Genomic DNA, 22,322 nt, shown 5'->3' on the forward strand with positions numbered 1-22,322 from the left:
TCACCGCGGCCGCGCCCAGGGCGGCGGGTCGGCCAACTCGGCCTGCATGAACTCGACGAAGGCCCGGACCCGCGGCGGTACCAGTCGGCGCTGCGGCATGACCGCGTAGATGCCGGTCTCGGTCAGCGGGAAGTCGGCCAGCACCTGGCGCAGCCGCCCCTGCCGCAGGTCCTCGGCCACGTGCCATTCCGAATGCAGGGCGATGCCCTGGCCGTTGACCGCGGCGTCGCGCAGCACCTCGCCGAAGTTGGTCTCCAGCGGTCCGGCCACGCGCACGGCGATCTCGCCGTCGGGCCCCTGCAGCCGCCAGGTGTCCTGCCTTCCGTCGCTGCCGGTCAGCAGCAGGCAGGCGTGCGCAGCCAGGTCGGCCGGCGTGGCCGGGGTGCCATGGCGGCGCAGGTAGTCCGGCGAGGCGCAGAGCATGCGCCGATTGCCGGCCAGACGCCGCGCGACCAGGCTGGAATCGCGCAGGTTGCCGATGCGGATCGCCAGGTCGAAACCTTCGCTGACCAGGTCCACGACGTTGTCGCTCAGGTGCACGCTCAGCCGCACCTGCGGGTGCAGCGCCATGAACCGCGGCAGCAGCGGCGACACGTAGAGCCGCCCGAACGCGGCCGACATCGTCACCCGCAGGGTGCCGGCGGCGGCGACACCGGCCTGGCGCAGGCCGCCGGCCAGCGATTCCAGGTCCTCGACCAGCGGCCGCCCCTGCTCGGCCAGTTGCAGGCCTTCCGGAGTCGGGTGCAGGCGCCGCGTGGTCCGGTGCAGCAGGCGCACGCCGAGCGCGCGTTCCAGCCGCTGCAGCCGCTGGCTGGCCACCGCCACCGAGATGTCCAGGCTGCGCGCGGCGGCGCTGATCGAGCCGAGGTCGAGCACGCGCAGGAACAGGGCGATATCGCCGATCCGGTCCATTGTGTGGATTCCATTGAAAGTCGTTCAATATTTTTACTGTTTTTGCTGAGAACCTGCAGGCCTAGGCTGCCGTCCTCCCGCCACTCTCGGAGCCGCCGCATGGCCGCCTCGCTCGCCCCACCTCCCCACACGCCCGCTGCCGGGCGCACGCCGATCGCGCTGTTCGCACTGACCGCCGGCGCCTTCGGCATCGGCACCACCGAGTTCGTGATCATGGGCCTGCTGCTGCAGGTCGCCGCCGACCTGCAGGTCAGCGTCCCCGCCGCGGGGCTGTTGATCTCCGGCTATGCGCTGGGCGTGTTCCTCGGCGCGCCGCTGCTGACCGTGGCCAGCCGGCGCTGGCCGCGCAAGCGTGTGCTGCTGGCGCTGATGCTGGTGTTCACCGCCGGCAACCTGGCCTGCGCGCTGGCGCCGACCTATGCGGCACTGATGGCGGCGCGGGTGGTCACCTCGCTGGCGCATGGCACCTTCTTCGGCGTCGGCGCGGTGGTGGCCACCACCCTGGTGCCGCCGCAGCGCAAGGCCTCGGCGATCTCGACCATGTTCACCGGCCTTACCGTCGCCACCCTGCTCGGGGTGCCGGCCGGTGCCTGGCTGGGCCTGCAGTACGGATGGCGCGCCACGTTCTGGGCGGTGGCGGCGATCGGCGCCCTGGCCACCGTGGTGATCGCCGCACTGGTGCCGGCCGACCGCGACGCCCCGCCGGCGCCGCCGCTGCGCGAGGAACTGCGCGCGGTCGGTCGCGCCCCGGTGCTGCTGGGTCTGGCGACCACGGTGCTGGGCTATGCCGGCGTGTTCGCGGTGTATACCTATGTGCAGCCGCTGCTGACCCAGGTCACCGGGGTGGCCGACAGCGCGGTGTCGCCGCTGCTGCTGGTGTTCGGCGTGGGCATGATCGTCGGCAATGTGCTCGGCGGACGCCTGGCCGACCGCCGCCCGCGGCAGGCGCTGCCGCTGAGCCTGGGTGCGCTGGCCGTGGTGCTGGCGGCGCTGACCTTCGCCTTGCCGTCGGCACCGGCGATGGCGCTGGGCATCGGCCTGCTGGGCGTGGCCGCGTTCGCCACGGTGGCGCCGCTGCAGGTGTGGGTGCTGGGCAAGGCCGGCGAGGCCGGCCGGCATCTGGCCTCGAGCCTGAACATCGGCGCGTTCAACCTGGGCAATGCGCTGGGCGCGTGGCTCGGCGGCCTGGTACTCGGCCACGGCGGCAGCCTGTCGCAACTGCCGTGGGTGGCGGCACTGCTGACCCTGGCCGGACTGGCGGTGGCGCTGGCCGCACTGCGGCTGTCGCCGGCCACCGCCGTGCCCACGCCCGATACCGGCGCCGGCTGCGCCGCTGGCGGTGCGGCATGAGCCGGGCGATGGCAAGGGCCGCGCTGGCGACGGCCCTGCTGGGCACGCTGGCGCTGCCGGCCGACGCGGCGCCGCGCGACTGGGTCGCGACCTGGCAGGCCAGCCCGCAACCACTATGGGCCGCAGACTTCCCGTTCCCGACACAGACGCCGTTCCACCTGTGGCGGCAGACCGTGCGCCAGGTGGCGCGGGTCAGCCTGGGTGGCAGCGAGGTGCGGGTGGAGCTGAGCAACGCCTATGGCGACACGCCGCTGCACATCGGCGCCGCGTCGCTGGCGCTGGCCGGCGACGGCGCTGCGACCCTGCCCGGCTCGCAGCGGCCGCTGCGCTTCGGCGGCAAGACCGAGGTGACGGTGCCACCGGGCGCGCCGGTGCTCAGCGATCCGGTGGCGCTGAGCGTGCCGGACCTGGCCCGGCTCAGCATCAGCCTGTATCTGCCGCAGCCGACCGCGCCGTCCACCTTTCACTGGGAAGGCCTGCAGAGCGCGTGGCTGGCCGAGGGCGAACGCACTGCCGACGCCACGCTGGCCGACGCCACCGCGCTGCCGGTGCGGCTGTTCGTCAGTGGCATCCAGGTGCGCCGCGCCGATGCCGCCGGCGCGGTGGTGGCGCTGGGCGACTCGATCACCGACGGCGCCGCCTCGACGCCGGGGCAGGACCGGCGCTGGCCGGACCAGTTGGCCACGCGGCTGGCGGGACAGCGGGTGGCGGTGCTCAACGCCGGCATCTCCGGCGGCCGCGTGCTGCGCGACCGCATGGGCCGCAACGCGCTGGCGCGGCTGGACCGCGACGTACTGGCGCAGCCCGGCGTGCACAGCCTGATCCTGTTGATGGGCATCAACGACATCAGTTGGTATGCCACGCCGTTCGCACCCGACGATGCACCGGTGTCGGCCGAGGAACTGATCGCCGGCTACCGGCAGCTGCTGCAGCGCGCGCAGGCACGCGGCCTCCGGATGATCGGCGCCACCCTCACCCCGTTCGAGGGCGCGTTGCCGGACTCGCCGATCCCCGGCTACTACAGCGCGCAGAAGGAGGCCGTACGCCAGCAGGTCAATGCCTGGCTGCGCGCCGGCAACGGCTTCGACGCGATCCTGGATTTCGATGCGCTGCTGCGCGACCCCGCGCACCCCACGCGGATGCGCGCGGACGTCGACTCGGGCGATCACCTGCATCCCGGCGACGCCGGCTACGCGGCCATGGCACAGGCTGCCGCGCAATTGCTCGGCGCCAACGCGCCCGCGCGCCCTCCTGCTCCCGCCGCTGCGGGCGCGGTCGACACCGACACCGCGGCGCGCTGACGCCGTCTCTCCCATCCCCTTCCCCACCATCAGGAGTTCTCCATGGAATACCGTCATCTCGGTGCGTCCGGCTTCAAGGTCCCCGTGCTCAGCTTCGGCACCGGCACCTTCGCCGGCACCGATCCCTTCTTCGCCACTTGGGGCAATTCGGACGTGGACCAGGCGCGGCGCCTGATCGACATCTGCCTGGAGGCCGGCGTCACCCTGTTCGACAGCGCCGACGTCTATTCCGGCGGCGCCGCCGAATCGGTGCTGGGCGCGGCGATCAAGGGCCGCCGCGACCAGGTGCTGCTGTCGACCAAGGCCGGCTTCCGCTTCGACCGCGCGGTGCGCAACAGCGTCGGCTCCTCGCGCTTCCACCTGGTGCGCGCGGTGGAAGCGGCGCTGACCCGCCTGGGCACCGACTACCTCGACCTGTTCCAGTTGCACGGCTTCGACGCGCGCACGCCGGTGGAGGAAACCCTGTCCACGCTCGACGACCTGGTGCGTGCCGGCAAGATCCGCTACCTGGGCGTGTCCAACTTCTCCGGCTGGCAACTGATGAAGTCGCTGGCGGCGGCCGATCGCCACGGTTGGTCGCGCTATGTCGCGCACCAGGCCTATTACTCGCTGATCGGGCGCGACTACGAAGAGGAGCTGATGCCGCTGGGCCTGGACCAGGGCGTGGGCGCGCTGGTGTGGAGCCCGCTGGGCTGGGGCCGGCTGACCGGCAAGCTGCGCCGCGGCCAGCCGCTGCCGGACAGCAGCCGCCTGCACGACAAGGCGGTCACCGAGGCCGGCCCGCCGGTGCAGGAAGAGCGCCTGTACCGGGTAATCGACGCCCTCGAGGCCATCGCCGCCGAGACCGGCCGCAGCGTGCCGCAGATCGCGCTGAACTGGCTGCTGCAACGACCGACCGTCAGCAGCGTGATCATCGGCGCACGGACCGAGGAGCAGTTGCGGCAGAATCTGGGGGCGGTCGGCTGGACCCTCGATGCCGCCCACGTGCAACAGCTGGATGCGGCCAGCGCAGCGGTACCGGTGTATCCGTACTGGCACCAGCGCGGCTTCGCCGAGCGCAACCCGCGGCTGGTCTGAGCCGCGGCCGTGCCCTCCTTTCCCTCACGTCCAGGAGCCTCCATGAAAGCGGTCGCCACTCTCCAACCCCTGCCGATCGACGATCCGCAGTCGCTGCACGACCTCGACCTGCCCACGCCGCCCGCGCCCGGCGGCCACGACCTGCTGGTGCGGGTGGAGGCGGTGTCGGTCAATCCGGTGGACACCAAGGTCCGCGGCAACGCATCGCGCGACGCCCAGCCCAAGGTGCTGGGCTACGACGCCGCCGGCGTGGTCGAGGCGGTCGGGCCCGAGGTCGACGGCTTCGAGCCGGGCGACGAGGTCTACTACGCCGGCGATATCACCCGAGCCGGCAGCAACGCCCAGTACCAACTGGTGGATGCGCGCATCGTCGCGCGCAAGCCGGCCACCCTGGACTTCGCCCAGGCCGCAGCGCTGCCACTGACCACCCTCACTGCCTGGGAGCTGCTGTTCCAGCGCATGCCGTTCGACTTCGACGACGCGCGCAACCGCGGCCGCCGCCTGCTGGTGATCGGCGGTGCCGGCGGGGTCGGCTCGATCGCGATCCAGCTGGCGCGGCATGCCGGCTTCGAGGTGATCGCCACCGCCTCGCGCCCGCAGACCCGCGACTGGTGCCTGCAACTCGGCGCGCACCACGTGATCGACCATCGCCAGGCGCTGGCGCCGCAGCTGCAGGCGCTGGGCATCGACCAGGTGGACGCGGCGCTGAACCTGGCCGACACCGACCGCTACTGGCAGCCGCTGGGCGAGCTGCTGGCGCCGCAGGGCCACGTCGGGCTGATCGTCGAGCCGAGCGGTCCGCTGCACATCGGCGACCCGTACAAGGCCAAGTGCATCGGCATCCACTGGGAAATGATGTTCGCGCGCGCCCGTTTCCGCACCGAGGACATGATCGAGCAACACCGCATCCTGGCACGCACCGCCAGCCTGGTGGACGCGGGCGAACTGCGCACCACCCTGACCGAGACGCTCAACCCGATCAACGCCACCACCCTGCGCGAAGCGCACCGGCGCCTGGAGTCGGGCAGCACCATCGGCAAACTGGCCTTGGTCGGCTGGGGCTGAGCGGCCGCGCAGTGATCGGAACATTCGCACGATCGCCCCGCCGACCGTAACTGCTGTTGCTGTTGCTGTTGCTGTTGCTTCCGCTTCTGCTGATGTTGCTTCTGCGTTTGCTGTGCTTTTGATCTACCCGGGCCCCCTCGGCGCGGCAGACGCGGCGGGCGAATACCCGAAGGGCGACGCGCAGGATGCGCGTCGTTTTCCGCCGGCACATGGGTGAGCCGGACAAAGGCGAAGCACTGCTTCGCCCCGGCGAACGGGCAGGCGCCGTGAGGCGCCTGCCCCGGGCTTGGCCGCGTAGCGGACAAGTGCCGTCGGAAAATGCCCGACGTGGCTGCGGACCCGGAGCGCGCTAGCGCGGAGGGCGCGCTGCGGGGTGTGTTTCTTTTGGTTACTTTTCTTTGCACAAGCAAAGAAAAGTGACCCGCGTCAGCGGAAGCTGTTGCCTTTGCTTCAAAGCTTCCTGCTTCAGAATCCCCGCGCCATAGCCAAGGCAACCTCAAAGTCAGCGTAAAGGCACGAAGGCAACGTCCCTCTTGCCGTAGCCCAAGTTTCACGGCACCCTGCGCGCTTCCGTACGCCTGCGTATCCACGCCATGTCGCCCGCCCCCGGCCAGCCCGAATCCGCCTCCGCCGCCTATCCGCACCTGTTCGCCCCGCTGGATCTGGGCTTCACCCAGTTGCGCAACCGCATCCTGATGGGCTCCATGCACACCGGCCTGGAGGACCGCGCCCGCGACTTCCCCAAGCTGGCCGCGTACTTCGCCGAGCGCGCCGCCGGCGGCGTCGGACTGATCGTGACCGGCGGCTTCGCGCCGAACGTGGTCGGCTGGCTGAAACCGTTCGGCGGCAAGCTGTCCTGGCCGTGGGAGGTGCGCCCGCACCGGCAGGTGACCGCCGCGGTGCATGCGCACGGCGCCAAGATCTGCCTGCAGCTGCTGCACGCCGGGCGCTACGCCTATCACCCCTTGTCGGTGGCGCCGTCGAAGCTGAAGGCGCCGATCAACCCGTTCACCCCGCGCGCGCTGTCGGCGCGCGGCGTCGAACGCCAGATCGATGCCTACGCGCATGCCGCCAAGCTCGCCCGCGAGGCCGGCTACGACGGCGTCGAAGTGATGGGATCGGAAGGCTATCTGATCAACGAGTTCATCGCCCCGCGCAGCAACCGCCGCAGCGATGCCTGGGGCGGCGACGCGGCCAAGCGCATGCGCTTTGCGGTGGAGATCGTGCGCCGCATCCGCGCCGCTTGCGGGCCGGACTTCATCATCGTCTACCGGCTGTCGCTGGTGGACCTGGTCGAGGACGGCAGCGACTGGCAGGAGATCGTGATGCAGGCGCAGGCGATCCAGGCCGCCGGCGCGACCATCATCAATTCCGGCATCGGCTGGCATGAGGCACGCGTGCCGACCATCGCCACCTCGGTGCCGCGCGCCGCCTTCGCCGCGGTCACCGCCAAGCTCAAGCCGCACGTGCGGCTGCCGCTGATCGCCACCAACCGCATCAACATGCCCGACGTGGCCGAGCGCATCCTCGCCGGTGGCGGCGCCGACATGGTGTCGCTGGCGCGGCCGCTGCTGGCCGATCCGGAATGGGCCAACAAGGCGCAGCGCGGCCAGGCGCAGGCGATCAACACCTGCATCGCCTGCAACCAGGCCTGCCTGGACCACGTGTTCGAGAACAAGACCGCCAGTTGCCTGGTCAATCCCCGCGCGGCCGCCGAGACCGAACTGAACTACCTGCCGACGCGCGCGCCCAAGCGCATCGCCGTGGTCGGCGCCGGCCCGGCCGGACTGGCCTGCGCGACCGTGGCCGCGCAACGCGGCCACCGCGTCACCCTGTTCGACAGCGCCAGCGAGATCGGCGGTCAGTTCAACGTGGCCAAGCGGATTCCCGGCAAGGAGGAATTCCACGAGACGCTGCGCTACTTCCGCCATCAACTCGAGGCCACCGGCGTGGAGCTGCGCTTGCAGACCACCGCCGATGCTGCGCTGCTGGCCGACTTCGACGAGGTGGTACTCGCCACCGGCATCGTGCCGCGCACGGTGCAGTTCCCCGGTGCCGATCATCCCAACGTAGTCAGTTATCTGGACGTGCTGCAGGGCCGGGTGCAGGCCGCGGACAAGGTGGCGATCATCGGCGCCGGCGGCATCGGCTTCGATGTCGGCGAATTCCTGGTGCACGCCGGGGAGTCGACCGCGCTGGACCCGGCGCGGTGGATGGCCGAGTGGGGCGTGGACCCGCAGTTCGAAGGCCGCGGCGCGCTGTGCAAGCCGCGTCCGGAGCCGCCGGCGCGCAGCGTGTGGCTGCTGCAGCGCAGCCCGGGCCGGCCCGGCGCGCGGCTGGGCAAGACCACCGGCTGGATCCATCGCGCCACGCTCAAGGCCAAGGGCGTGACCATGCTCGGCGGCGTCGAATACCTGGGCGTGGACGACACCGGTTTGCGCATCCGCGTGGACGGCGCCGAGCAACTGTTGCCGGTGGGTACGGTGGTGGTCTGCGCCGGCCAGGAACCGCGGCGCGACCTGCAGGCGGCGTTGCTGGCCGCCGGCCGCAGCGCGCACCTGATCGGCGGCGCCGATGTCGCCGCCGAACTGGACGCCAAGCGCGCCATCGCCCAGGGCAGCCGGCTGGCGGCGCAGTTGTAGGGCATGCGCTGACCCGGCAGGCCGTCGGCGACCATCGCCGACAATGTCGCGCCGATGCACGCGGGCTAGGCCGGGCGCAGTCGGTGATCGTCCTCGCTACCGGCGCGCAAGGCGGACGTCGTCTGCAGCAGGCATGCCTGTCCGCCACCAACTACGGGCCTGCAAGCCTCAACGTGCCGTGCAGGGGAACGCCGCGTGCAACGCATGCCCCACCGGAACCGCCGCGCGCTGCCGCAACTGCGCCGCCGGCAGCGCGGCCAGCGCGGTGAACACGCGATCGACCAGTTCATGCGCCAGCACGCCCTGCGCGCCGGCGCACCACTGCGTGCCTTCGGTGGCATCGGCGACGCCGGCGATGTACAGCCGCGCCATCGCGCTGGCCTGCGCGCGGCGCTGTTCGGCGCTGCCGACGAGCGGCGTCGCCACGGCCTGCGCATCGCCGCGCAGCAATCGCAGCAGATCGCCAGCTGACAGCTGATGCACCGCCTCCGGACGCGCGGCCACGGACGCGGCGGCAGGCGCGCTGCCGGCGGCAAGACACAGGCACAGCAGCCGGGGCAATGACGATGACAGCGACATCGGCGGACTCCTTTGGCAACCAGGACCAGCGCTGTCGATCCTAGCAAGCCGGCGCGGCGGACTTGGTGCTGTCGCATCGTGCGGCTATAAGCCTGGGCATGCCATGCGCCTCCCCCCTGCCTACCCTGCCCCGCCTGCCGCACGCGGCGCTGGCGGCGTATGCCGGCGCGCATTTCGGCAAGAGCCTGCTGTGGTACGCCGGCGAACTGCTGCTGATCTATTCGCTGACCGAACACGCCGGCCTGCGCGCGATCGCGGCCGGGTTGGTGCTGGCGCTGGGCCTGCTGCTCAGCGCCGCGATCGGCGTCGGCGCCGGCTGGCGCCTGCGCCGACGCCTGCGCGACGTGCGCAACGCCGGACGCCTGCAATGGCACGGCCTGGCCGCGGCCGCGCTGGCGCTGCTGCTGGTGTTCGCTACGCCGTTGCTGCCGTCGCCGTGGCGGCTGGGCTACGTGCTGGCGGTGAGCCTGCTGTTCCGGCTGGCCTACGCGGCTTGCGACGTGGCCCAGAACACGTTGCTCAGCCTGGCGCAGTGGCCGTGGCGCGGCCACGACGGCGCCAGCGCGCTGCGCCTGGCCGGCAGCGGCGCCGCGGCGCTGCTGATCAGCAGCGTGGTCGGTGCGGTGCTGGCCCGCGGCGCCGATGGCGGCGGCCTGGCGCTGCAGGCCAGCGCGGTGCTGGCGGCCGTGGCGATGCTGTGCGCCTGGCAGTTGCAGCGGGTGCTGCACCGTCATGCCGCTGCGCATCCTGCACCCTCCGGCACCATCGCCGCAGCCGCGACCGACACGGCGCCCTCGTGGCGCGCGATTCCCTGGCAGCCGCTGGCGCTGATCGCGGCGGTCTCGCTGACCCTGCCCGCGTTCACCAAGCTCGCTCCATACGTGGCCGCCTACGGCCTGCTCTCGCCCGGCTGGGGCAGTGCGGTCCTGATCGCCTATGCGCTCGGCACGGTGCTGGTGCAGCCACTGGCCGCGCGCTGGGGCCGACAGCGCACGCCGGCGCAACGGCTGGCCTGGCTCGGCAGCGGCCTGCTGCTCTGCGCGCCGCTGTTCGCGCTAACCCTGCCGGCGCAGCCGTTGCTCAGCCTGGCCGCCGCGGCCTGCATCGGTGCGATCGGCGGCAGCGGCGGACAACTGGTGTGGGCCTGGCACGCACAACGCACCGCCACCCGCGCCGTCGCCCAGCACGCGCTGAGCTTCGCCGCGCTGACCGCCGCCGCGCAGGTGGCACTGGCCGCCGGGGTGGTGCTGATCGGCCTGCTGCTGGACGCGCTGGACTACCGCGACGGGCACTGCCTGCTGCTGTGCTGGGCGATGGCGGCCGGTCCGCTGTTGTGCGGGGCGCTGTGCCTGCTGCTGGCGCTGCTCACCGGGCGTCGCCGGCCATTGGCTGCCGACGCCGGCATGGCGGCGACCGCCAACGGCGGTTGAGGCGTTGGCACAGGGTCGGCGGCAGCGCCGACGCCGACGCCGCTGCGGCCCCGAAAGGCCACGGATCTGACGCAGGATCGCCCGCCACGCGGCGGCATCGGCCCTGCGGCGCAGCGCGCCCAGTCGTGCGCTAGGCGAAGAAGGCGCGCTGCAACGGCATCAACGCCGCACCCAGGGTCACCGCGTCGCCGACGGTGCGGGCGATGCACAACTGCGGCAGCGGCGGCGCCAGGCCATGCCGGTTGGGCGCGCGCGGGATGCGGATGCGCTCGATCAGGCGCGCGCCGATCGTGGCCGGCAGGCGCCCGCCGATCACGATCGCCTGCGGATCCAGCGCATAGGCCAGGTAGGCGCACAGCTGCGAGAACGGCGCCTCGGCCATCTCCAGCCAGGCATCCACGCCCGGGGTGTGCGCGTCGATCGCGCCGAGCATCTGCTCGACGCCGGCGTAGTCCTGGCCGGCGGCGCGCACCAGGGACAGCAACGCATCCAGGTTCGGATAGGCCATGCCGCCGACGGTCCAGATGCCGCCGAACTCGCCGGCATTGCCGCGGTAGCCGCGGAACAGCCGGCCATCGGCGATGATGCCGCCGCCGAAACCGTTGGTCAGGTGCAGGTACACGAAGTCGCGACACTCGCGGCCGACGCCATACAGGCTCTCGGCCACCGCCGCCGCCGCGCCGTCGTTCTCGACCGTCACCGCACAGCCCAGCGCCTCTTCCAGGATCGGCACCAGGTCCACCTGGGTCCAGTCCTCCAGCGCCGGCGGCCCGGCCATCTGCCGGCCCTGCCCGGTGAAGAACGCCGAGATCGCCATGCCCACGCCGACCACCCGCGCCGGGTCCACCCCGGTCTCGGCCAGCAGCTCGGCACGGAATCGCTGCAGTTGCGCCAGCACCGGCGCACGGCGCATGTCGGCCAGGCCGATGCGGCGCTGACCACGCACGTTGCCGGCGAAATCCACCAGCGCCAGCGCCACCACGTCGCCCATCAGGCCGATGCCGAAGGCGTAGGCGTAGTCCGGCGCCAGCCGCACGTCGACGCTGGGATTGCCGCGGCCCTCGGCGGCACGGGCGCTGAGCTGGACCATGCGGTCCTGCACGAAACCCTGCAGCAGGCGCGCCACGGTGGGCTGCGACAGATCCAGGTCGCGGCTCAGCGCCGCCTGGGTCTGTACCCCGGTCTTGAACACACGGTCGAGCAACTGGCGGCCGCCGGCACTGACGCGCGGCGGGAAATCGAGATGCGGCATAGGCGGACAGAAGCGTGATGGATGCACAACCGCAACAACCTAGCATGTGGACACAGAAGTTTCATACATGGTAAATAGTATTACCCCCACATTCTTTTACTGGGGGTCTTCATGCGTACCGTTCATCCGCACCCGAGCCTGCTGGCGCTCGCGCTCGCGTCCATCCTCGGCAGCGCCACTGCCGTCCATGCCGAGGACGCGCCGGCACCGCCGGCCGATGCCACCACCACCCTGGACCAGATCGTGGTCACCGGCACGCCGCAGGGCCAGTCGCAGAAGGACGCACCGTTCGCGATCAGCGTGGTGTCCAAGGAACGCCTGGAGCGCAGCACCCCGAGCAGCAGCGTGGACATGCTGCGGGCGGTCCCTGGCTTCTCCGCCGAACCCTCCGGCGGCCAGGGCGGTGGCCAGAACATCTACGTGCGCGGCCTGCCCGCAGGCGGCTGGTACTACGTGCAGTACCAGGAAGACGGCCTGACCCTGTTCGACGAGCCGCAGGAAAGCTTCTTCAACGTCGACACCCTGTTCGCGCTGGACATGATGACCGAGCGCCTGGAAGTGGTGCGCGGCGGCACCTCGCCGCTGTTCGCGACCAACGCGCCGGGCGGCACGGTCAATGCCATCACCCGCCACGGCACCGCCACGCCCGAGGGCGCGGTGCGCATGACCGTCGGCAGCGACGGCCTGCGCCGCGAGGACGCCTACAGCGCCGGCCCGCTCAGCGAGAACGTGCTGTACAGCATCGGCGGTTATCACCGCAGCGACGACGGCCTGCGCCGTACCGGCTACACCGCCGACCAGGGCGGCCAGCTGCGCGGCAACCTGACCTTCCTGATGGGCGATGCGATCCTCGACGTCGACGCCAAGTACCTCAACGACCGCACCGCCTTCTACAACCCGATCCCGCTCGCCGACCCGCGCAACCCGTCGCAGTCGCTGTCGGCGCTGATCGACCCGCTGGACGGCACGCTGCTATCCAACGACCTGCGCCACACCACCGCGCTCACCTTCGACGGCAATGGTCCGCTGGCGCGCAACCTGGACCTGGCCGACGGCATCCACAACAAGGTCAAACAACTCGGCACGCACCTGGAATGGGACCTGGGCGATGGCCTGACCCTCAACAACCGCATGCGCTTCGTCGATGCGGAAGTGGACTACACCGCGCTGTTCTCCGGCGCCGCGCCCTACGATGCCGGCGCCTACCTCAACACCCAGCTCGGCCGCGCGCGCAGCGGCTTCGGCGCGCGCGTGGCGCGGGTCGGCTACGTCACCACCCGCGACGGCGCCGCCTACGATCCGGCCACGGCCGACGGCCTGGTGCTGGAGAGCGGCCTGTGGAATGCGCGCACCCATCTGCGCACGCTGTCCGACGACCTGCGCCTGAGCAAGGCGTTCGACGACACCGCGCTGGGCAAGCACACGCTCACCGCCGGCCTCAACGTGCAGCACGTCGAATTCCGCCAGGACCGGCTGCAGAACACCGTGCTCACCACGCTGCAGAACAACGCGCAGCGCCTGGACGTGCTGGCCTACGACGCCGCCGGCAACGTGGTCGGTTCGGTCACCCAGAACGGTTTCGTGCGCTACGGCAACGGCGTCACCAGCGGCTTCGCCAACGCCACCTACCTGTCGCCGTACCTGTGGGATTCGGTGCGCTTCGGCCGCCTCGGCCTGGATGCCGGCGTGCGCTACACCCGCTACAACGCCAACGGCGGCGTGTACGCCAACACCACGCGCAATCTCGGCGATCCGAGCACGCTGGCCGACGACAACGTCGGCGGCCTCAGCGGTGCGTTCAGTCCGCGCACCGATCACCGCCATGCCACGCAGTGGACGCTGGGTGCCGAGTTCGCGCTGACCCCGCAACTGCAGACCTTCGCCCGCTACACCCAGTCGCAGCGCCTGCCGCGGCTGCAGAACGTCTACCAGACCCAGAACGCGGACGTCACCGACATCGACCAGGCCGAAGCCGGCCTGCGCGGCAGCTTCGGCGACACCTTCTCGTTTTCCACGGTCGGCTTCTGGAGCCGCTTCAACGACCTGTCGATCAGCGCCATCGTGCTCGACAACACCGGCGCTGTGCAGAACCTGGCACTGGTCGGCAAGACCCGCACCCTGGGCCTGGAATCGGAGTTCACCTGGCGGCCGTCGCCGCTGTTCGGCATCACCGGCTCGGCCACGCTGCAGGATCCGCAGACGCGCGGCCTGAGCAATGCGACCACCGGCCTCAGCTACGGCGACCTGGACGGCAAGCAGATCTCGCGCATTCCCAAGTTCATGGCGTCGATCAGCCCGACCCTGTACTTCGACATCGACGGCCGGCCGGTGGAACTGTCGGCCACCGCCTATCGCATGGGCCAGCGCTACGTCGATTACACCAACGCCACCGCCCTGCCCGCCTACACCACCTACGACCTGGGCCTGTTCGCGCGGCTGAGCGAGCACCTGGAACTGCAGCTGCACGCGGCCAATGTCAGCAACGCGCTTGGCCTGACCGAAGGCAATGCGCGGGTGGACACCTTGTCCGGGCAAGGCACCGCCGACGCGATCTACGCGCGGCCGATCTTCGGCCGCAACTACAACGCATCGCTGACCTGGAGGTGGTGAGCATGCACTGCCGGAGACTGTTGATGAGCGCAGTGCTGTCGCTGCCGATCCTGGCCCTGGCGGCCACGCCGAGCCTGCCCGACCGCCTGCGCGACCCGCACGGGCCGCCGCTGGTGGTCTCGCACCGCGCCTGCTGGAAGTTCGCGTCCGAGAACACCCTGGACGGCATTGCTGCCTGCATCGCACGCGGCGTGGACATGGTCGAGATCGACGTGCGCACCACCCGCGACGGTGGGCTGGTGCTGATGCACGACGAGACCGTGGACCGCACCACCGACGGCCACGGCGCGGTGGCCGATCTGACGGCGGCGCAGATCGCCGCCTTGCGCGTGCGCAGCCAGGGCGGCGGGCGCGACAGCACGCTCACCGCGCGGCATCCGCCGACACTGGCGCAGGCGCTGGCCGTGGCGCGCGGCAAGGTGCTGGTGAACCTGGACATCAAGGCCGCGGCGCTGGACCAGGTGATCGACGCGGTGGAGGCCGCCGGCGCGCAACGCGACGTACTGCTCAACGTGCCACTGGACGTACCGGCGGCGGTGCTGCAGCGCGCGCGCAAGGCCGATATCGCGGTGCAGGCGCTGTACCTGCAGCGCGATTCGGCGCTGTCGCCCGAGCAGGCCTTGCGCCGCGCCGCGCGCCTGCGGCCGGCGGTGGTGCAGTTGATGTTCGACGACCCGGCGGTGCTGGACATCGCGCAACGCGAACTGGCGCCGCACGCGCGGCTGTTCGTCAACACCATGACCAACGACATCGCCAGCGGCAGGCCGATGCGGCTGTCGGCCAACTACACCGACCAGCGCGCACTGCGCGATCCGGCCGCGGTCTGGGGCGGGCTGCGCAAGCACGGCGTGAGCATGATCCAAACCGACGAACCGTTGGCATTGCAACGCTACCTGCACGGCACGGACACGCCCCGGTAGCCGGTCTCGTTCCCAATCCTGGCGACGCGGCGCGATCGCCACGCGCCGCGTCGCCAGGAGTCCAGTTTCAGACGGGCGGCATGCACTGCCAGGACGATGCCCGTCGCTTCGAGCACTGCACCACTGACGACCGCGCTCACTGGCATGGCGGCGGCGGCGGCGCGTTGCGTTCCTTCACTTCATTCCATCAACCCCGAACGGAAGAGAGCACATGAAACTGCCCAAGAAACCCGCCAAGGCCCTCGCCCTGGCGCTGGCCTGCGTCTCGCTGAGCGCGCTGTCCGGCATGGCGTCGGCCGCCAGCAACTGGAACCCGGAACACATCCTCAACGTGATGAAGAATCCCTACCAGGGCAATCACGCCGACGTCGTGGTGATCTCGCATCGCGGGCTGGTCGGCAACGGCTGCGCCGAGAACTCCACCTGCTCGATCCTCGACACCTACAACGAGAACATCGAAGCGATCGAACTGGACGTCAAGCAGGCCTCCGATGGCGTCCTGTGGCTGTTCCACGACCAGAACGCCGGCCGCGTCATCGACCACAACCCCGGCTTCAACATCTTCCAGCCCGCCGCCAATCCGTCGGGCTGGAATCCGGACATCAGCACCCTGAGCAGCCATGATCTGATCAACATGTACCTGCGCGACAAGAACTTCGCCAAGACCAACGACCATCCGGCCTCGCTGGGCATCGCACTGGATGCGGTGAGCCACTATGCCAACCACATGGTGGTGGTGCTGGATCTGAAGTCGCTGGACGCGGTGTCGCGCGCGGCCGACCAGGTCAATGCGTTCAAGATGCAGAACCAGGTGGTGCTGAAGTTCAGCGCCTCGCTGCTGCCGAAGACACCCAGCGACATCACCCGCTTCACCAAGGGCGTGCCGTTCGCACCGACCGTCTATGCGGGCGACATGGACAGGATCGCCGACAACTACGTCGGCCTGTGCGGCTTCACCGCGCCCAATACGCCGCAGTGCCGGGTCAGCGCGTGGATCACCGAAGTGCGCAAGCAAGGCGGCTTCGCCTGGCTGGAAATCGGCAACAAGCAGCCCCGCCGCGGCGACCCGACTGCCGAGCTGCTGGCCGCGAACCAGGCGCAGAAGCAGGCGATCGGCGCCTTCTCGCCGGTGCCCGAGTACCGCCTGAGCAGCCATGACGGCCAGCACTTCGTGCGCAGCAACGGCACCTGCTGCGCATCGCTGGACGACTACCTGACGAAAACCAAGTACTTCGGCAACGAGACCGCCGACGACCGTCCGAACTTCCGCGCGCAGGTCACCGCCGGCTTCACCAGCATCATCACCGACGATCCGCTCGGTGTGATCCGCGCCAACGTCCCGCGCAACACCGCGCGCTACAACTGACCACTGGATGGTCGCGCCGGGGAGTGCGCTCTCCGGCCCTGCACGGCGCCCATGCGCCGTGCAGTCCGTCGTCCGCCTTCAGGAGCTCCCATGCGTTCCGCCCCACGTCCCCGCCATCTGCTTCTCGCGCTCCTGGTCGCCGGCGCGTGCGTGCCGCTGCTGCAACGCGCGGCCACCGCTCACGGCGCGCAAACCGCAGCGCCCGCCTCTCTCGCAACGCACGCGCCTGCCGACCCGGCGAGCGCACAGACCCCGCTGCACACCGACGTCCCGTCGGTGAACCGCAATGCCATGCCCGGACCGCCCGCAAGCGCGGTGCTGGCCGCGGCGCAGGCGCTGCCCGCCGACTTCCAGGCCGATGTGCTGCTGCGCCTCGCCGTCTCCCCCGATCTGCAAGCCGATGGCGACCGTGCCACTGCCGCGCAACGGCTGACGCAACAGGCCGTGGCATTGGCCGAGCGCGCGCAACGGCGCATGCCCGGCCTGGCCCGTGTCGGCTACGTCAGCGAAGAGAACCCCGACGAACTGCGCGCATTGCGCACCGCCGGCCTGGACCGGCTGACACTGCAGACGCGTGCCGCGCAGCGCGCCACGCCGGCACAGGCGCAGGCGCTGTTCGCGGCACTGCCGACACCGCAACCCGGCAGTTGCGATGCGGCCTACCTCGACGATCCCAGTCCGATCTATGCGTTGACTACTGCACTGCAGCCGACACAACCGACGGCGCGCGCAACCGCGGTGAGCGCACGTGTGGACGCGGCGCAACACGAAACCGACACCGCGCCGGCGCTGAAGATGGCACTCGCCGCTGCGCCGCTGGACAGCGCAGGACAGGCACAGCTCGCCGACAGCCTGACGCGCATGCTCGCGCGCATCCGCGGCGACGATGCCGGCTTCACCGCAACCGAACTGAGCGTGGCCGGCGACATGCCGCTGGTGCTGCAACAGCTCTCCGACACCGCGCTGCGCGAGCGGCTGCACAGTGCCTACCGCGGCTACGTTGCCGCGCACCTGGCGCAGACGCGGTGTCCGTCCAGCGTGCTCGGCAACCACTGGCTGCTGGAGCAGCGCTTCGTCGCCGAGCTGCCCAGCGAACGCATCCTGCCCGCGCAACCGGTCACGGCCCAGCCGGTCGACGAAGACGCGATCTCGCTGATCCGCCAGGCCGGCTACAACATCCGCACGCAGTTGCTGGATCCTGATGCTGGCGCCGACGCCCTTGCTACGGAAAAAGCCTCGCTGGAGTTCCTCGACCAACTCGACCACGGCGTGCTGCAACAGACCGCGGCCAGCGACGACAGCGGCCGCGTGCAGCGCGCGCGCCTGCGCGAACTGCTGCGCTATCTCGAGTATGCGCCGGCCGGCACCGCGCGCGACCGCGGCATGAACCTGCTCGCCACGCTGTTGAGCGGACCGTACTACGCGCGCGATCACGACACCTGGTTCGGCGATCTGCACGTGCTCGCCGAGCAAGCGCAACGTTGGCCCGATCGCGAACAGCGCCTCGCGCAACTGAGCGGACATGCCGACCCGGTGGTCAAGGTGTACGCGATGCTGATGCAGCGCAAGCAGTTTCCCTGAGCCTGATGCGCCGCATCGCGGCGCTGCACCATGCCGTCGTGCGGCCAGGCACGACGGCGTTGCCACAGTGCGAGATGTGAACCCTGTCAAGACTCGGGGTTCAGTTGCGATTCGGGAAGCGGCGCCTATTGTGCGCCCCTCTTCCGACCCGCCCATCTTGGCGGGTCCCGCCGGACTTCAGATTGCCGGCACCCGGGCGGCCCGTGACAGGCCGCCTCCCCATGACGCCAAGCCGCATCGCTTGCCGCGCCACTCCGGCGCGTCACCTCGACGACGGCCCATACGGAGCAAGGAGTACGATGAAACTGGCCTGGATCCTCTGGCTATCGCAATTGTTGCCGCAACCCGCTGCCGATTCGCTTTGCCTCAGCACCACCGTGTACCTGGAAGCGCGCGACCAGACGCTGCGCGGGCAGCAAGCCGTCGCCGAAGTCGCATTGCGGCGTCTGGACAGCGGTCTGTGGGGCGATTCGATGTGCCAGGTGGTCACCGCGCGCAAGCAGTTCGCGCCAGGCCTGGTGAAGCCGGGCACCGAACTGAAGAACGACGACGCCTGGGCCGACGCGGTCAAGGTCGCCTTCGCCGCCGAGCGCAACTGGGCGCTGCCGCAGGGCCAGCGCAAGGAGATCGTGCCCGGCGCCAGCCACTTCGCCGCGCATGCCATCGCCAGCCCGAGCTGGCGCAACGCCTATCAGGTCGCGACCATCGGCGACCACACGTTCTATCGCGTGCAGAAGCTGCGCCCGCGCAACGCCTCCTGATCCTTCGCCACGCAGGCACATCCGACGCAGGCTCCCGCACGCCACGCACGGCGTGCCAGTGATCGCCAAGCGCCCCGCGCAGCGGGTACGCTCTGGCGTCCTGAATGATGCGGAGCCGCATGCCATGAAACTCTATTCCAAGCCCGGCGCCTGTTCGCTGGCCGATCACATCGCGCTGCGCTGGGCCGGATTGCCGTTCGAACTGAAGCTGCTCGATGCCGCCGCGATGAAGGCGCCTGCGTATCTGGCGATCAATCCGGCCGGCGCGGTGCCGGCGCTGCAGGTGGACGACTGGGTGCTCACCCAGAACTCGGCGATCCTCAACTACATCGCCGATCTCGCGCCCGACGCGCACCTGGCCGGCGACGGCAGCCCGCGCAGCCGCGCCGAAGTGCAGCGCTGGCTGGCCTTCCTCAACGCCGACCTGCATCCGGCCTTCCATCCGCTGTTCGGCAGCACCCGCTATCTCGACGACGCCGCGGTGATCGCGCGCACCCAGGAACACGCACGCGAGCGTGTGCGCACGCTGTATGCGCGCGTGGAGGCCGCACTGGAACAGCAGACCTGGCTGGGCGGCGCACGCCGCTCCATCGCCGACGCCTACCTGTTCGTCACCCTGCGCTGGGCACGCGCGCAGCAGATTCCGCTCGGCGCCAACCTGCAACTGCATTTCGAACGCATGTCCGCCGATCCGCAGGTGCAGGCCGCGCTGCAGGCCGAAGGCCTGAGCTAAGCGTTGCTGCAAACGCCGGCGCATCTGCGCCGGCGTCGTCATGCGGCGTCAACCGCGCAAGGCGCGGCGAATCTCCTCCAGCGCACCGGGATCGTCCAGCGTCGACAGGTCGCCCGGATCGCGCTGCTCGGCCAGTGCCTGCAGCGAACGCCGCAACAGCTTGCCCGAGCGCGTCTTCGGCAGTGCCTGCACCAGATACACCTGCGCCGGCCGCGCCACTGCGCCGAGCCGCTGCACCACGCACTGGCGCAGTTCCTCGACCACCGCCGCGGCATCCGGCGCAGCCTGCTTCAGCGTCGCGAACACCACCGGCACCTGCCCTTTCAATTCGTCGTGCATGCCGATCACCGCGACTTCGGCCACGTCGGCGTGGCCGGCGATGGCTTCCTCGATCTCGCGCGTGCCCAGGCGATGCCCGGCGACGTTGATCACGTCGTCGGTGCGGCCGAGGATGAAGGTGTAGCCGTCCTCATCGCGGATCGCCCAGTCCAGCGAGCTGTACAGCAGCGTGTCGAAGTGGCTGAAGTAGCTGCGCAGGAAGCGCGCATCGTCGTTCCACACCGTGGTCATGCAGCCCGGCGGCAACGGCGGTTCGATCACCAACACGCCCTTGCGCCCGGCCGGCACCTCCACGCCATGCTCGTCGACGATGCGCGTGCGGTAACCGAGATTGGGAAAGCCCGGCGAACCCGGTTTCACCGGCCGCAGCTCGACGCCCGGCAACAGGGTCAGCACCGGCCAGCCGGTCTCGGTCTGCCAGTAGTTGTCGATCACCGGCTTGCCCAGCGCTTCGCCGATCCACAGTGCGGTCGGCTCGTCCAGCGGCTCGCCGGCCAGGAACAGATAGCGCAGCGCGCTCAGGTCGCGCTCGCGCAGGTAGCGCGCCGGGTGCTTCTTGAGCACACGGATCGCGGTCGGCGAGGAGAACATGGTGCGCACGCGGTACTTCTCGCACAGCGCCCACCACACACCCGGATCCGGTTGCACCGGCAGGCCTTCGTACAGCAGCGAGGTCGCGCCGACGATCAGCGGGCCGTACACGTTGTACGAGTGCCCCACCGCCCAGCCCACATCGGAGGTGGAGAACATGGTCTGTCCGGGGCCGCAGTCGAACACCGTGCGCATCGACAGTGCCAGCGCCACCGCATGACCGCCGACGTCGCGCTGCACGCCCTTGGGTTTGCCGGTGGTGCCGGAGGTGTACAGCAGGTAGCTGGGCTCGTTGGATTCCAGCCACACCACGGGTACCTGCGTATCGCCGACCTCGGCGCGCAGCGCGGCATAGTCGACGTCGCGCCCGGGTACGCGCGGCTGCGCCGGATCCAGCCCACGCGAGACGATCAGCACCGTCGGTGGCGGCGCACTGGCTTCGGCGCACGCGGCATCGACCAGCGGCTTGTAGGGGATGCGCTTGCCGCCGCGGCTGCCGGCATCAGCGGCGATCAGCAGCTTGGGGCGCGCATCGTCGATGCGCAGCGCCAGGTTGTGCGCGGCGAAGCCGCCGAACACCACCGAGTGCACCGCGCCGATGCGTGCGCAGGCCAGCATCGCGTAAACCGCCTCGGCCATGTTCGGCATGTAGATGACCACGCGGTCGCCGCGCTGCACGTCCAGCCGCTGCAGCACCGCGGCGAAGGCGTTGACCTCGCGGTGCAGCTGCGCGTAGGTGATTTCCTGGGTCTGCCCGGTTTCGCTGGACACCGCGACCAGCGCCAACTGCGCGGCGCGCGCGGGCAGGTGCCGGTCCACCGCGTTGTGGCACAGGTTGGTCAGCCCGCCGACGAACCAGCGCCGGAACGGCGGCGTGTCGTACTCCAGGATCGCCTGCGGCGGCCGCTCCCAGTGGATCGCCTGGGCCTGCTCGGCCCAGAATTCCTCGGGTTGCTCGATCGAACGTCGGTACAGCGTCGCGTAGTCCATGCCGCCCCTCCCAAGGCCGGTGCGCCGGCTCCGAGCATAGTCCTTTGGCGGGGAGGGCGTCGTTCCGACCTTGGTCGAAGGGGCCTAGACGGAGAACGCGGATCCGGCCTCGGTGCAGCACGCGCTATCGCACCTTTCAACGAAAAACTGCTGCGACGCCGCGTCAGCTCGAGGTGTCCTTGGCGAGCCAAGCCCTCATCGGCGCTATCGTCTCAGCGAAGCTCTGGAACCGTTCTTCGCGAATGAAATCGTCGTCGGGATATCCGAACCAGTAATGCACTGTCACCTGCTCGCCGCGACGCCGCACGTCCACAGAGTGCGTCTTCTTTTCGCCGAGAGCGAACAAGAGCGGCACCGTGCCATCCCACCTGCAATATGCGAAGTACCCTTCTGCAACCAACACGTTTACAAGGCGCTCGATCTCAACCGCGTCATCAGCGTGATGCATGCAGAACTCCTTAGCCACGATCCACGAGTGCTGCGAAACAGCATCGGCTCGAACGAGCTTCGTCAGGCGCGCTCATCGACCGCACGCAGCAAGACGATGTTCACACAGTCTTCCGACTCAAGTACCCAACCCGCGGCAGGCGTGTCGATCATGATGCCTTCGCCGAACTCGGACCGAAACCACTCTCTTGAGGCGACGTCTTCTTCCGGCGGAAAGTCGCCAGTGCTGACGACAAAGAGCACTTGCGATGGGCGTTCGTCGTCATGCCACCTGACCAGGTCCCCACGACGGACGGGAATCGTTGTACCCGGATAGCAGGGTCTGGTCATGCCTTGCCTCACGCCTGAATCGAGCCGCGCCGCAACGCGGCGTCGG

18 protein-coding genes are annotated in these 22,322 nt (G+C 70.2%); 12 read left to right on the forward strand and 6 right to left on the reverse strand.

The window, feature by feature from the left end; genetic code table 11:
• Complete coding sequence (locus GGR64_RS04540; protein ID WP_184448258.1) at window positions 1-912, reverse strand: LysR family transcriptional regulator; 912 nt, start codon at window positions 910-912, stop codon at window positions 1-3.
• Window positions 913-1,011: 99 nt separating this feature from the next.
• Between GGR64_RS04540 and GGR64_RS04545 the strand changes: the two genes are divergently transcribed.
• The 5 genes from GGR64_RS04545 (at window position 1,012) to GGR64_RS04565 (ending at window position 8,347) form a co-directional block, all read left to right on the forward strand.
• The gene (locus tag GGR64_RS04545) at window positions 1,012-2,262 is read left to right on the forward strand and encodes an MFS transporter (RefSeq protein ID WP_184644153.1); all 1,251 of its coding nucleotides are present in this window, start codon (window positions 1,012-1,014) and stop codon (window positions 2,260-2,262) included.
• Window positions 2,259-3,563: an SGNH/GDSL hydrolase family protein gene (locus tag GGR64_RS04550; RefSeq protein WP_184644154.1), complete on the forward strand. Its 1,305-nt coding sequence runs from the start codon at window positions 2,259-2,261 to the stop codon at window positions 3,561-3,563. The genes GGR64_RS04545 and GGR64_RS04550 overlap by 4 nt, the downstream gene beginning before the upstream one ends.
• Window positions 3,564-3,605: 42 nt before the next feature.
• Window positions 3,606-4,640, forward strand: coding sequence for an aldo/keto reductase (locus tag GGR64_RS04555; RefSeq protein ID WP_184644157.1), 1,035 nt, complete (start codon window positions 3,606-3,608; stop codon window positions 4,638-4,640).
• Between the two features lie 42 nt (window positions 4,641-4,682).
• The gene (locus GGR64_RS04560) at window positions 4,683-5,705 is read left to right on the forward strand and encodes a zinc-binding alcohol dehydrogenase family protein (RefSeq protein WP_184644159.1); all 1,023 of its coding nucleotides are present in this window, start codon (window positions 4,683-4,685) and stop codon (window positions 5,703-5,705) included.
• A 593-nt stretch (window positions 5,706-6,298) separates the two neighbouring features.
• Window positions 6,299-8,347 carry an NADPH-dependent 2,4-dienoyl-CoA reductase gene (locus tag GGR64_RS04565; RefSeq protein ID WP_184644161.1) on the forward strand — a complete coding sequence of 683 codons (2,049 nt, stop codon included), beginning with the start codon at window positions 6,299-6,301 and terminating at the stop codon, window positions 8,345-8,347.
• Window positions 8,348-8,515: 168 nt separating this feature from the next.
• Here GGR64_RS04565 and GGR64_RS04570 read toward each other — a convergent pair whose 3' ends face one another.
• On the reverse strand, window positions 8,516-8,926 hold the full coding sequence (locus GGR64_RS04570; RefSeq protein WP_184644163.1) for a Rap1a/Tai family immunity protein: 411 nt from the start codon (window positions 8,924-8,926) through the stop codon (window positions 8,516-8,518).
• A 98-nt stretch (window positions 8,927-9,024) separates the two neighbouring features.
• Between GGR64_RS04570 and GGR64_RS04575 the strand changes: the two genes are divergently transcribed.
• The gene (locus GGR64_RS04575; RefSeq protein ID WP_184644165.1) at window positions 9,025-10,356 is read left to right on the forward strand and encodes an MFS transporter; all 1,332 of its coding nucleotides are present in this window, start codon (window positions 9,025-9,027) and stop codon (window positions 10,354-10,356) included.
• A gap of 130 nt (window positions 10,357-10,486) precedes the next feature.
• Here the strand turns inward: GGR64_RS04575 and GGR64_RS04580 are convergent, their stop codons facing one another.
• Window positions 10,487-11,608 (reverse strand): ROK family protein, encoded by a 1,122-nt coding sequence (locus GGR64_RS04580; protein WP_184644167.1) that lies wholly within the window; start codon window positions 11,606-11,608, stop codon window positions 10,487-10,489.
• Between the two features lie 111 nt (window positions 11,609-11,719).
• Between GGR64_RS04580 and GGR64_RS04585 the strand changes: the two genes are divergently transcribed.
• From GGR64_RS04585 to GGR64_RS04610, 6 genes are all read left to right on the forward strand, one after another.
• Window positions 11,720-14,218: a TonB-dependent receptor gene (locus tag GGR64_RS04585; protein ID WP_184644169.1), complete on the forward strand. Its 2,499-nt coding sequence runs from the start codon at window positions 11,720-11,722 to the stop codon at window positions 14,216-14,218.
• A 23-nt stretch (window positions 14,219-14,241) separates the two neighbouring features.
• A complete protein-coding gene (locus GGR64_RS04590; protein ID WP_184644171.1) occupies window positions 14,242-15,138 on the forward strand; it encodes a glycerophosphodiester phosphodiesterase family protein in 897 nt (298 codons plus the stop codon).
• Between the two features lie 211 nt (window positions 15,139-15,349).
• Window positions 15,350-16,504, forward strand: a complete 1,155-nt coding sequence (locus GGR64_RS04595; protein ID WP_184644173.1) for a glycerophosphodiester phosphodiesterase family protein — start codon at window positions 15,350-15,352, stop codon at window positions 16,502-16,504.
• Window positions 16,505-16,795: 291 nt separating this feature from the next.
• Window positions 16,796-18,085 (forward strand): hypothetical protein, encoded by a 1,290-nt coding sequence (locus GGR64_RS04600; RefSeq protein ID WP_260302788.1) that lies wholly within the window; start codon window positions 16,796-16,798, stop codon window positions 18,083-18,085.
• 299 nt (window positions 18,086-18,384) lie between these two features.
• Window positions 18,385-18,846 carry a cell wall hydrolase gene (locus GGR64_RS04605; RefSeq protein WP_019797714.1) on the forward strand — a complete coding sequence of 154 codons (462 nt, stop codon included), beginning with the start codon at window positions 18,385-18,387 and terminating at the stop codon, window positions 18,844-18,846.
• Between the two features lie 124 nt (window positions 18,847-18,970).
• Entirely contained in the window at window positions 18,971-19,579 is a 609-nt protein-coding gene (locus GGR64_RS04610; protein WP_184644175.1) for a glutathione S-transferase N-terminal domain-containing protein, read from the forward strand.
• 48 nt (window positions 19,580-19,627) lie between these two features.
• On the opposite strand, the gene prpE is transcribed toward GGR64_RS04610, so the two are convergent.
• The 3 genes from prpE to GGR64_RS04625 form a co-directional block, all read right to left on the reverse strand.
• Window positions 19,628-21,499, reverse strand: coding sequence for a propionate--CoA ligase (gene prpE, locus GGR64_RS04615; RefSeq protein WP_184644177.1), 1,872 nt, complete (start codon window positions 21,497-21,499; stop codon window positions 19,628-19,630).
• A gap of 163 nt (window positions 21,500-21,662) precedes the next feature.
• Window positions 21,663-21,947 carry a hypothetical protein gene (locus tag GGR64_RS04620; RefSeq protein ID WP_184448270.1) on the reverse strand — a complete coding sequence of 95 codons (285 nt, stop codon included), beginning with the start codon at window positions 21,945-21,947 and terminating at the stop codon, window positions 21,663-21,665.
• 62 nt (window positions 21,948-22,009) lie between these two features.
• Complete coding sequence (locus tag GGR64_RS04625) at window positions 22,010-22,276, reverse strand: hypothetical protein (protein WP_160967047.1); 267 nt, start codon at window positions 22,274-22,276, stop codon at window positions 22,010-22,012.
• Window positions 22,277-22,322: the final 46 nt, after the last annotated feature.

It is taken from the genome of Xanthomonas sp. 3307, assembly GCF_014199735.1.
Classification (GTDB): Bacteria; Pseudomonadota; Gammaproteobacteria; order Xanthomonadales; family Xanthomonadaceae; genus Xanthomonas_A; species Xanthomonas_A rydalmerensis.

What these genes read in the sequence shown, in the direction of transcription:
- GGR64_RS04610 (WP_184644175.1), top strand. Translation starts at nt 18,971, where the DNA reads ATGAAACTCTATTCCAAGCCCGGCGCCTGTTCGCTGGCCGATCACATC.
- GGR64_RS04595 (WP_184644173.1), top strand. Translation starts at nt 15,350, where the DNA reads ATGAAACTGCCCAAGAAACCCGCCAAGGCCCTCGCCCTGGCGCTGGCC.
- GGR64_RS04575 (WP_184644165.1), top strand. Translation starts at nt 9,025, where the DNA reads ATGCCATGCGCCTCCCCCCTGCCTACCCTGCCCCGCCTGCCGCACGCG.
- GGR64_RS04590 (WP_184644171.1), top strand. Translation starts at nt 14,242, where the DNA reads ATGAGCGCAGTGCTGTCGCTGCCGATCCTGGCCCTGGCGGCCACGCCG.
- GGR64_RS04570 (WP_184644163.1), bottom strand. Translation starts at nt 8,926, where the DNA reads ATGTCGCTGTCATCGTCATTGCCCCGGCTGCTGTGCCTGTGTCTTGCC.
- GGR64_RS04600 (WP_260302788.1), top strand. Translation starts at nt 16,796, where the DNA reads ATGCCCGGACCGCCCGCAAGCGCGGTGCTGGCCGCGGCGCAGGCGCTG.
- GGR64_RS04580 (WP_184644167.1), bottom strand. Translation starts at nt 11,608, where the DNA reads ATGCCGCATCTCGATTTCCCGCCGCGCGTCAGTGCCGGCGGCCGCCAG.
- GGR64_RS04545 (WP_184644153.1), top strand. Translation starts at nt 1,012, where the DNA reads ATGGCCGCCTCGCTCGCCCCACCTCCCCACACGCCCGCTGCCGGGCGC.
- GGR64_RS04560 (WP_184644159.1), top strand. Translation starts at nt 4,683, where the DNA reads ATGAAAGCGGTCGCCACTCTCCAACCCCTGCCGATCGACGATCCGCAG.
- GGR64_RS04620 (WP_184448270.1), bottom strand. Translation starts at nt 21,947, where the DNA reads ATGCATCACGCTGATGACGCGGTTGAGATCGAGCGCCTTGTAAACGTG.
- GGR64_RS04585 (WP_184644169.1), top strand. Translation starts at nt 11,720, where the DNA reads ATGCGTACCGTTCATCCGCACCCGAGCCTGCTGGCGCTCGCGCTCGCG.
- GGR64_RS04555 (WP_184644157.1), top strand. Translation starts at nt 3,606, where the DNA reads ATGGAATACCGTCATCTCGGTGCGTCCGGCTTCAAGGTCCCCGTGCTC.
- GGR64_RS04625 (WP_160967047.1), bottom strand. Translation starts at nt 22,276, where the DNA reads ATGACCAGACCCTGCTATCCGGGTACAACGATTCCCGTCCGTCGTGGG.
- GGR64_RS04565 (WP_184644161.1), top strand. Translation starts at nt 6,299, where the DNA reads ATGTCGCCCGCCCCCGGCCAGCCCGAATCCGCCTCCGCCGCCTATCCG.
- GGR64_RS04605 (WP_019797714.1), top strand. Translation starts at nt 18,385, where the DNA reads ATGAAACTGGCCTGGATCCTCTGGCTATCGCAATTGTTGCCGCAACCC.
- prpE (WP_184644177.1), bottom strand. Translation starts at nt 21,499, where the DNA reads ATGGACTACGCGACGCTGTACCGACGTTCGATCGAGCAACCCGAGGAA.
- GGR64_RS04550 (WP_184644154.1), top strand. Translation starts at nt 2,259, where the DNA reads ATGAGCCGGGCGATGGCAAGGGCCGCGCTGGCGACGGCCCTGCTGGGC.
- GGR64_RS04540 (WP_184448258.1), bottom strand. Translation starts at nt 912, where the DNA reads ATGGACCGGATCGGCGATATCGCCCTGTTCCTGCGCGTGCTCGACCTC.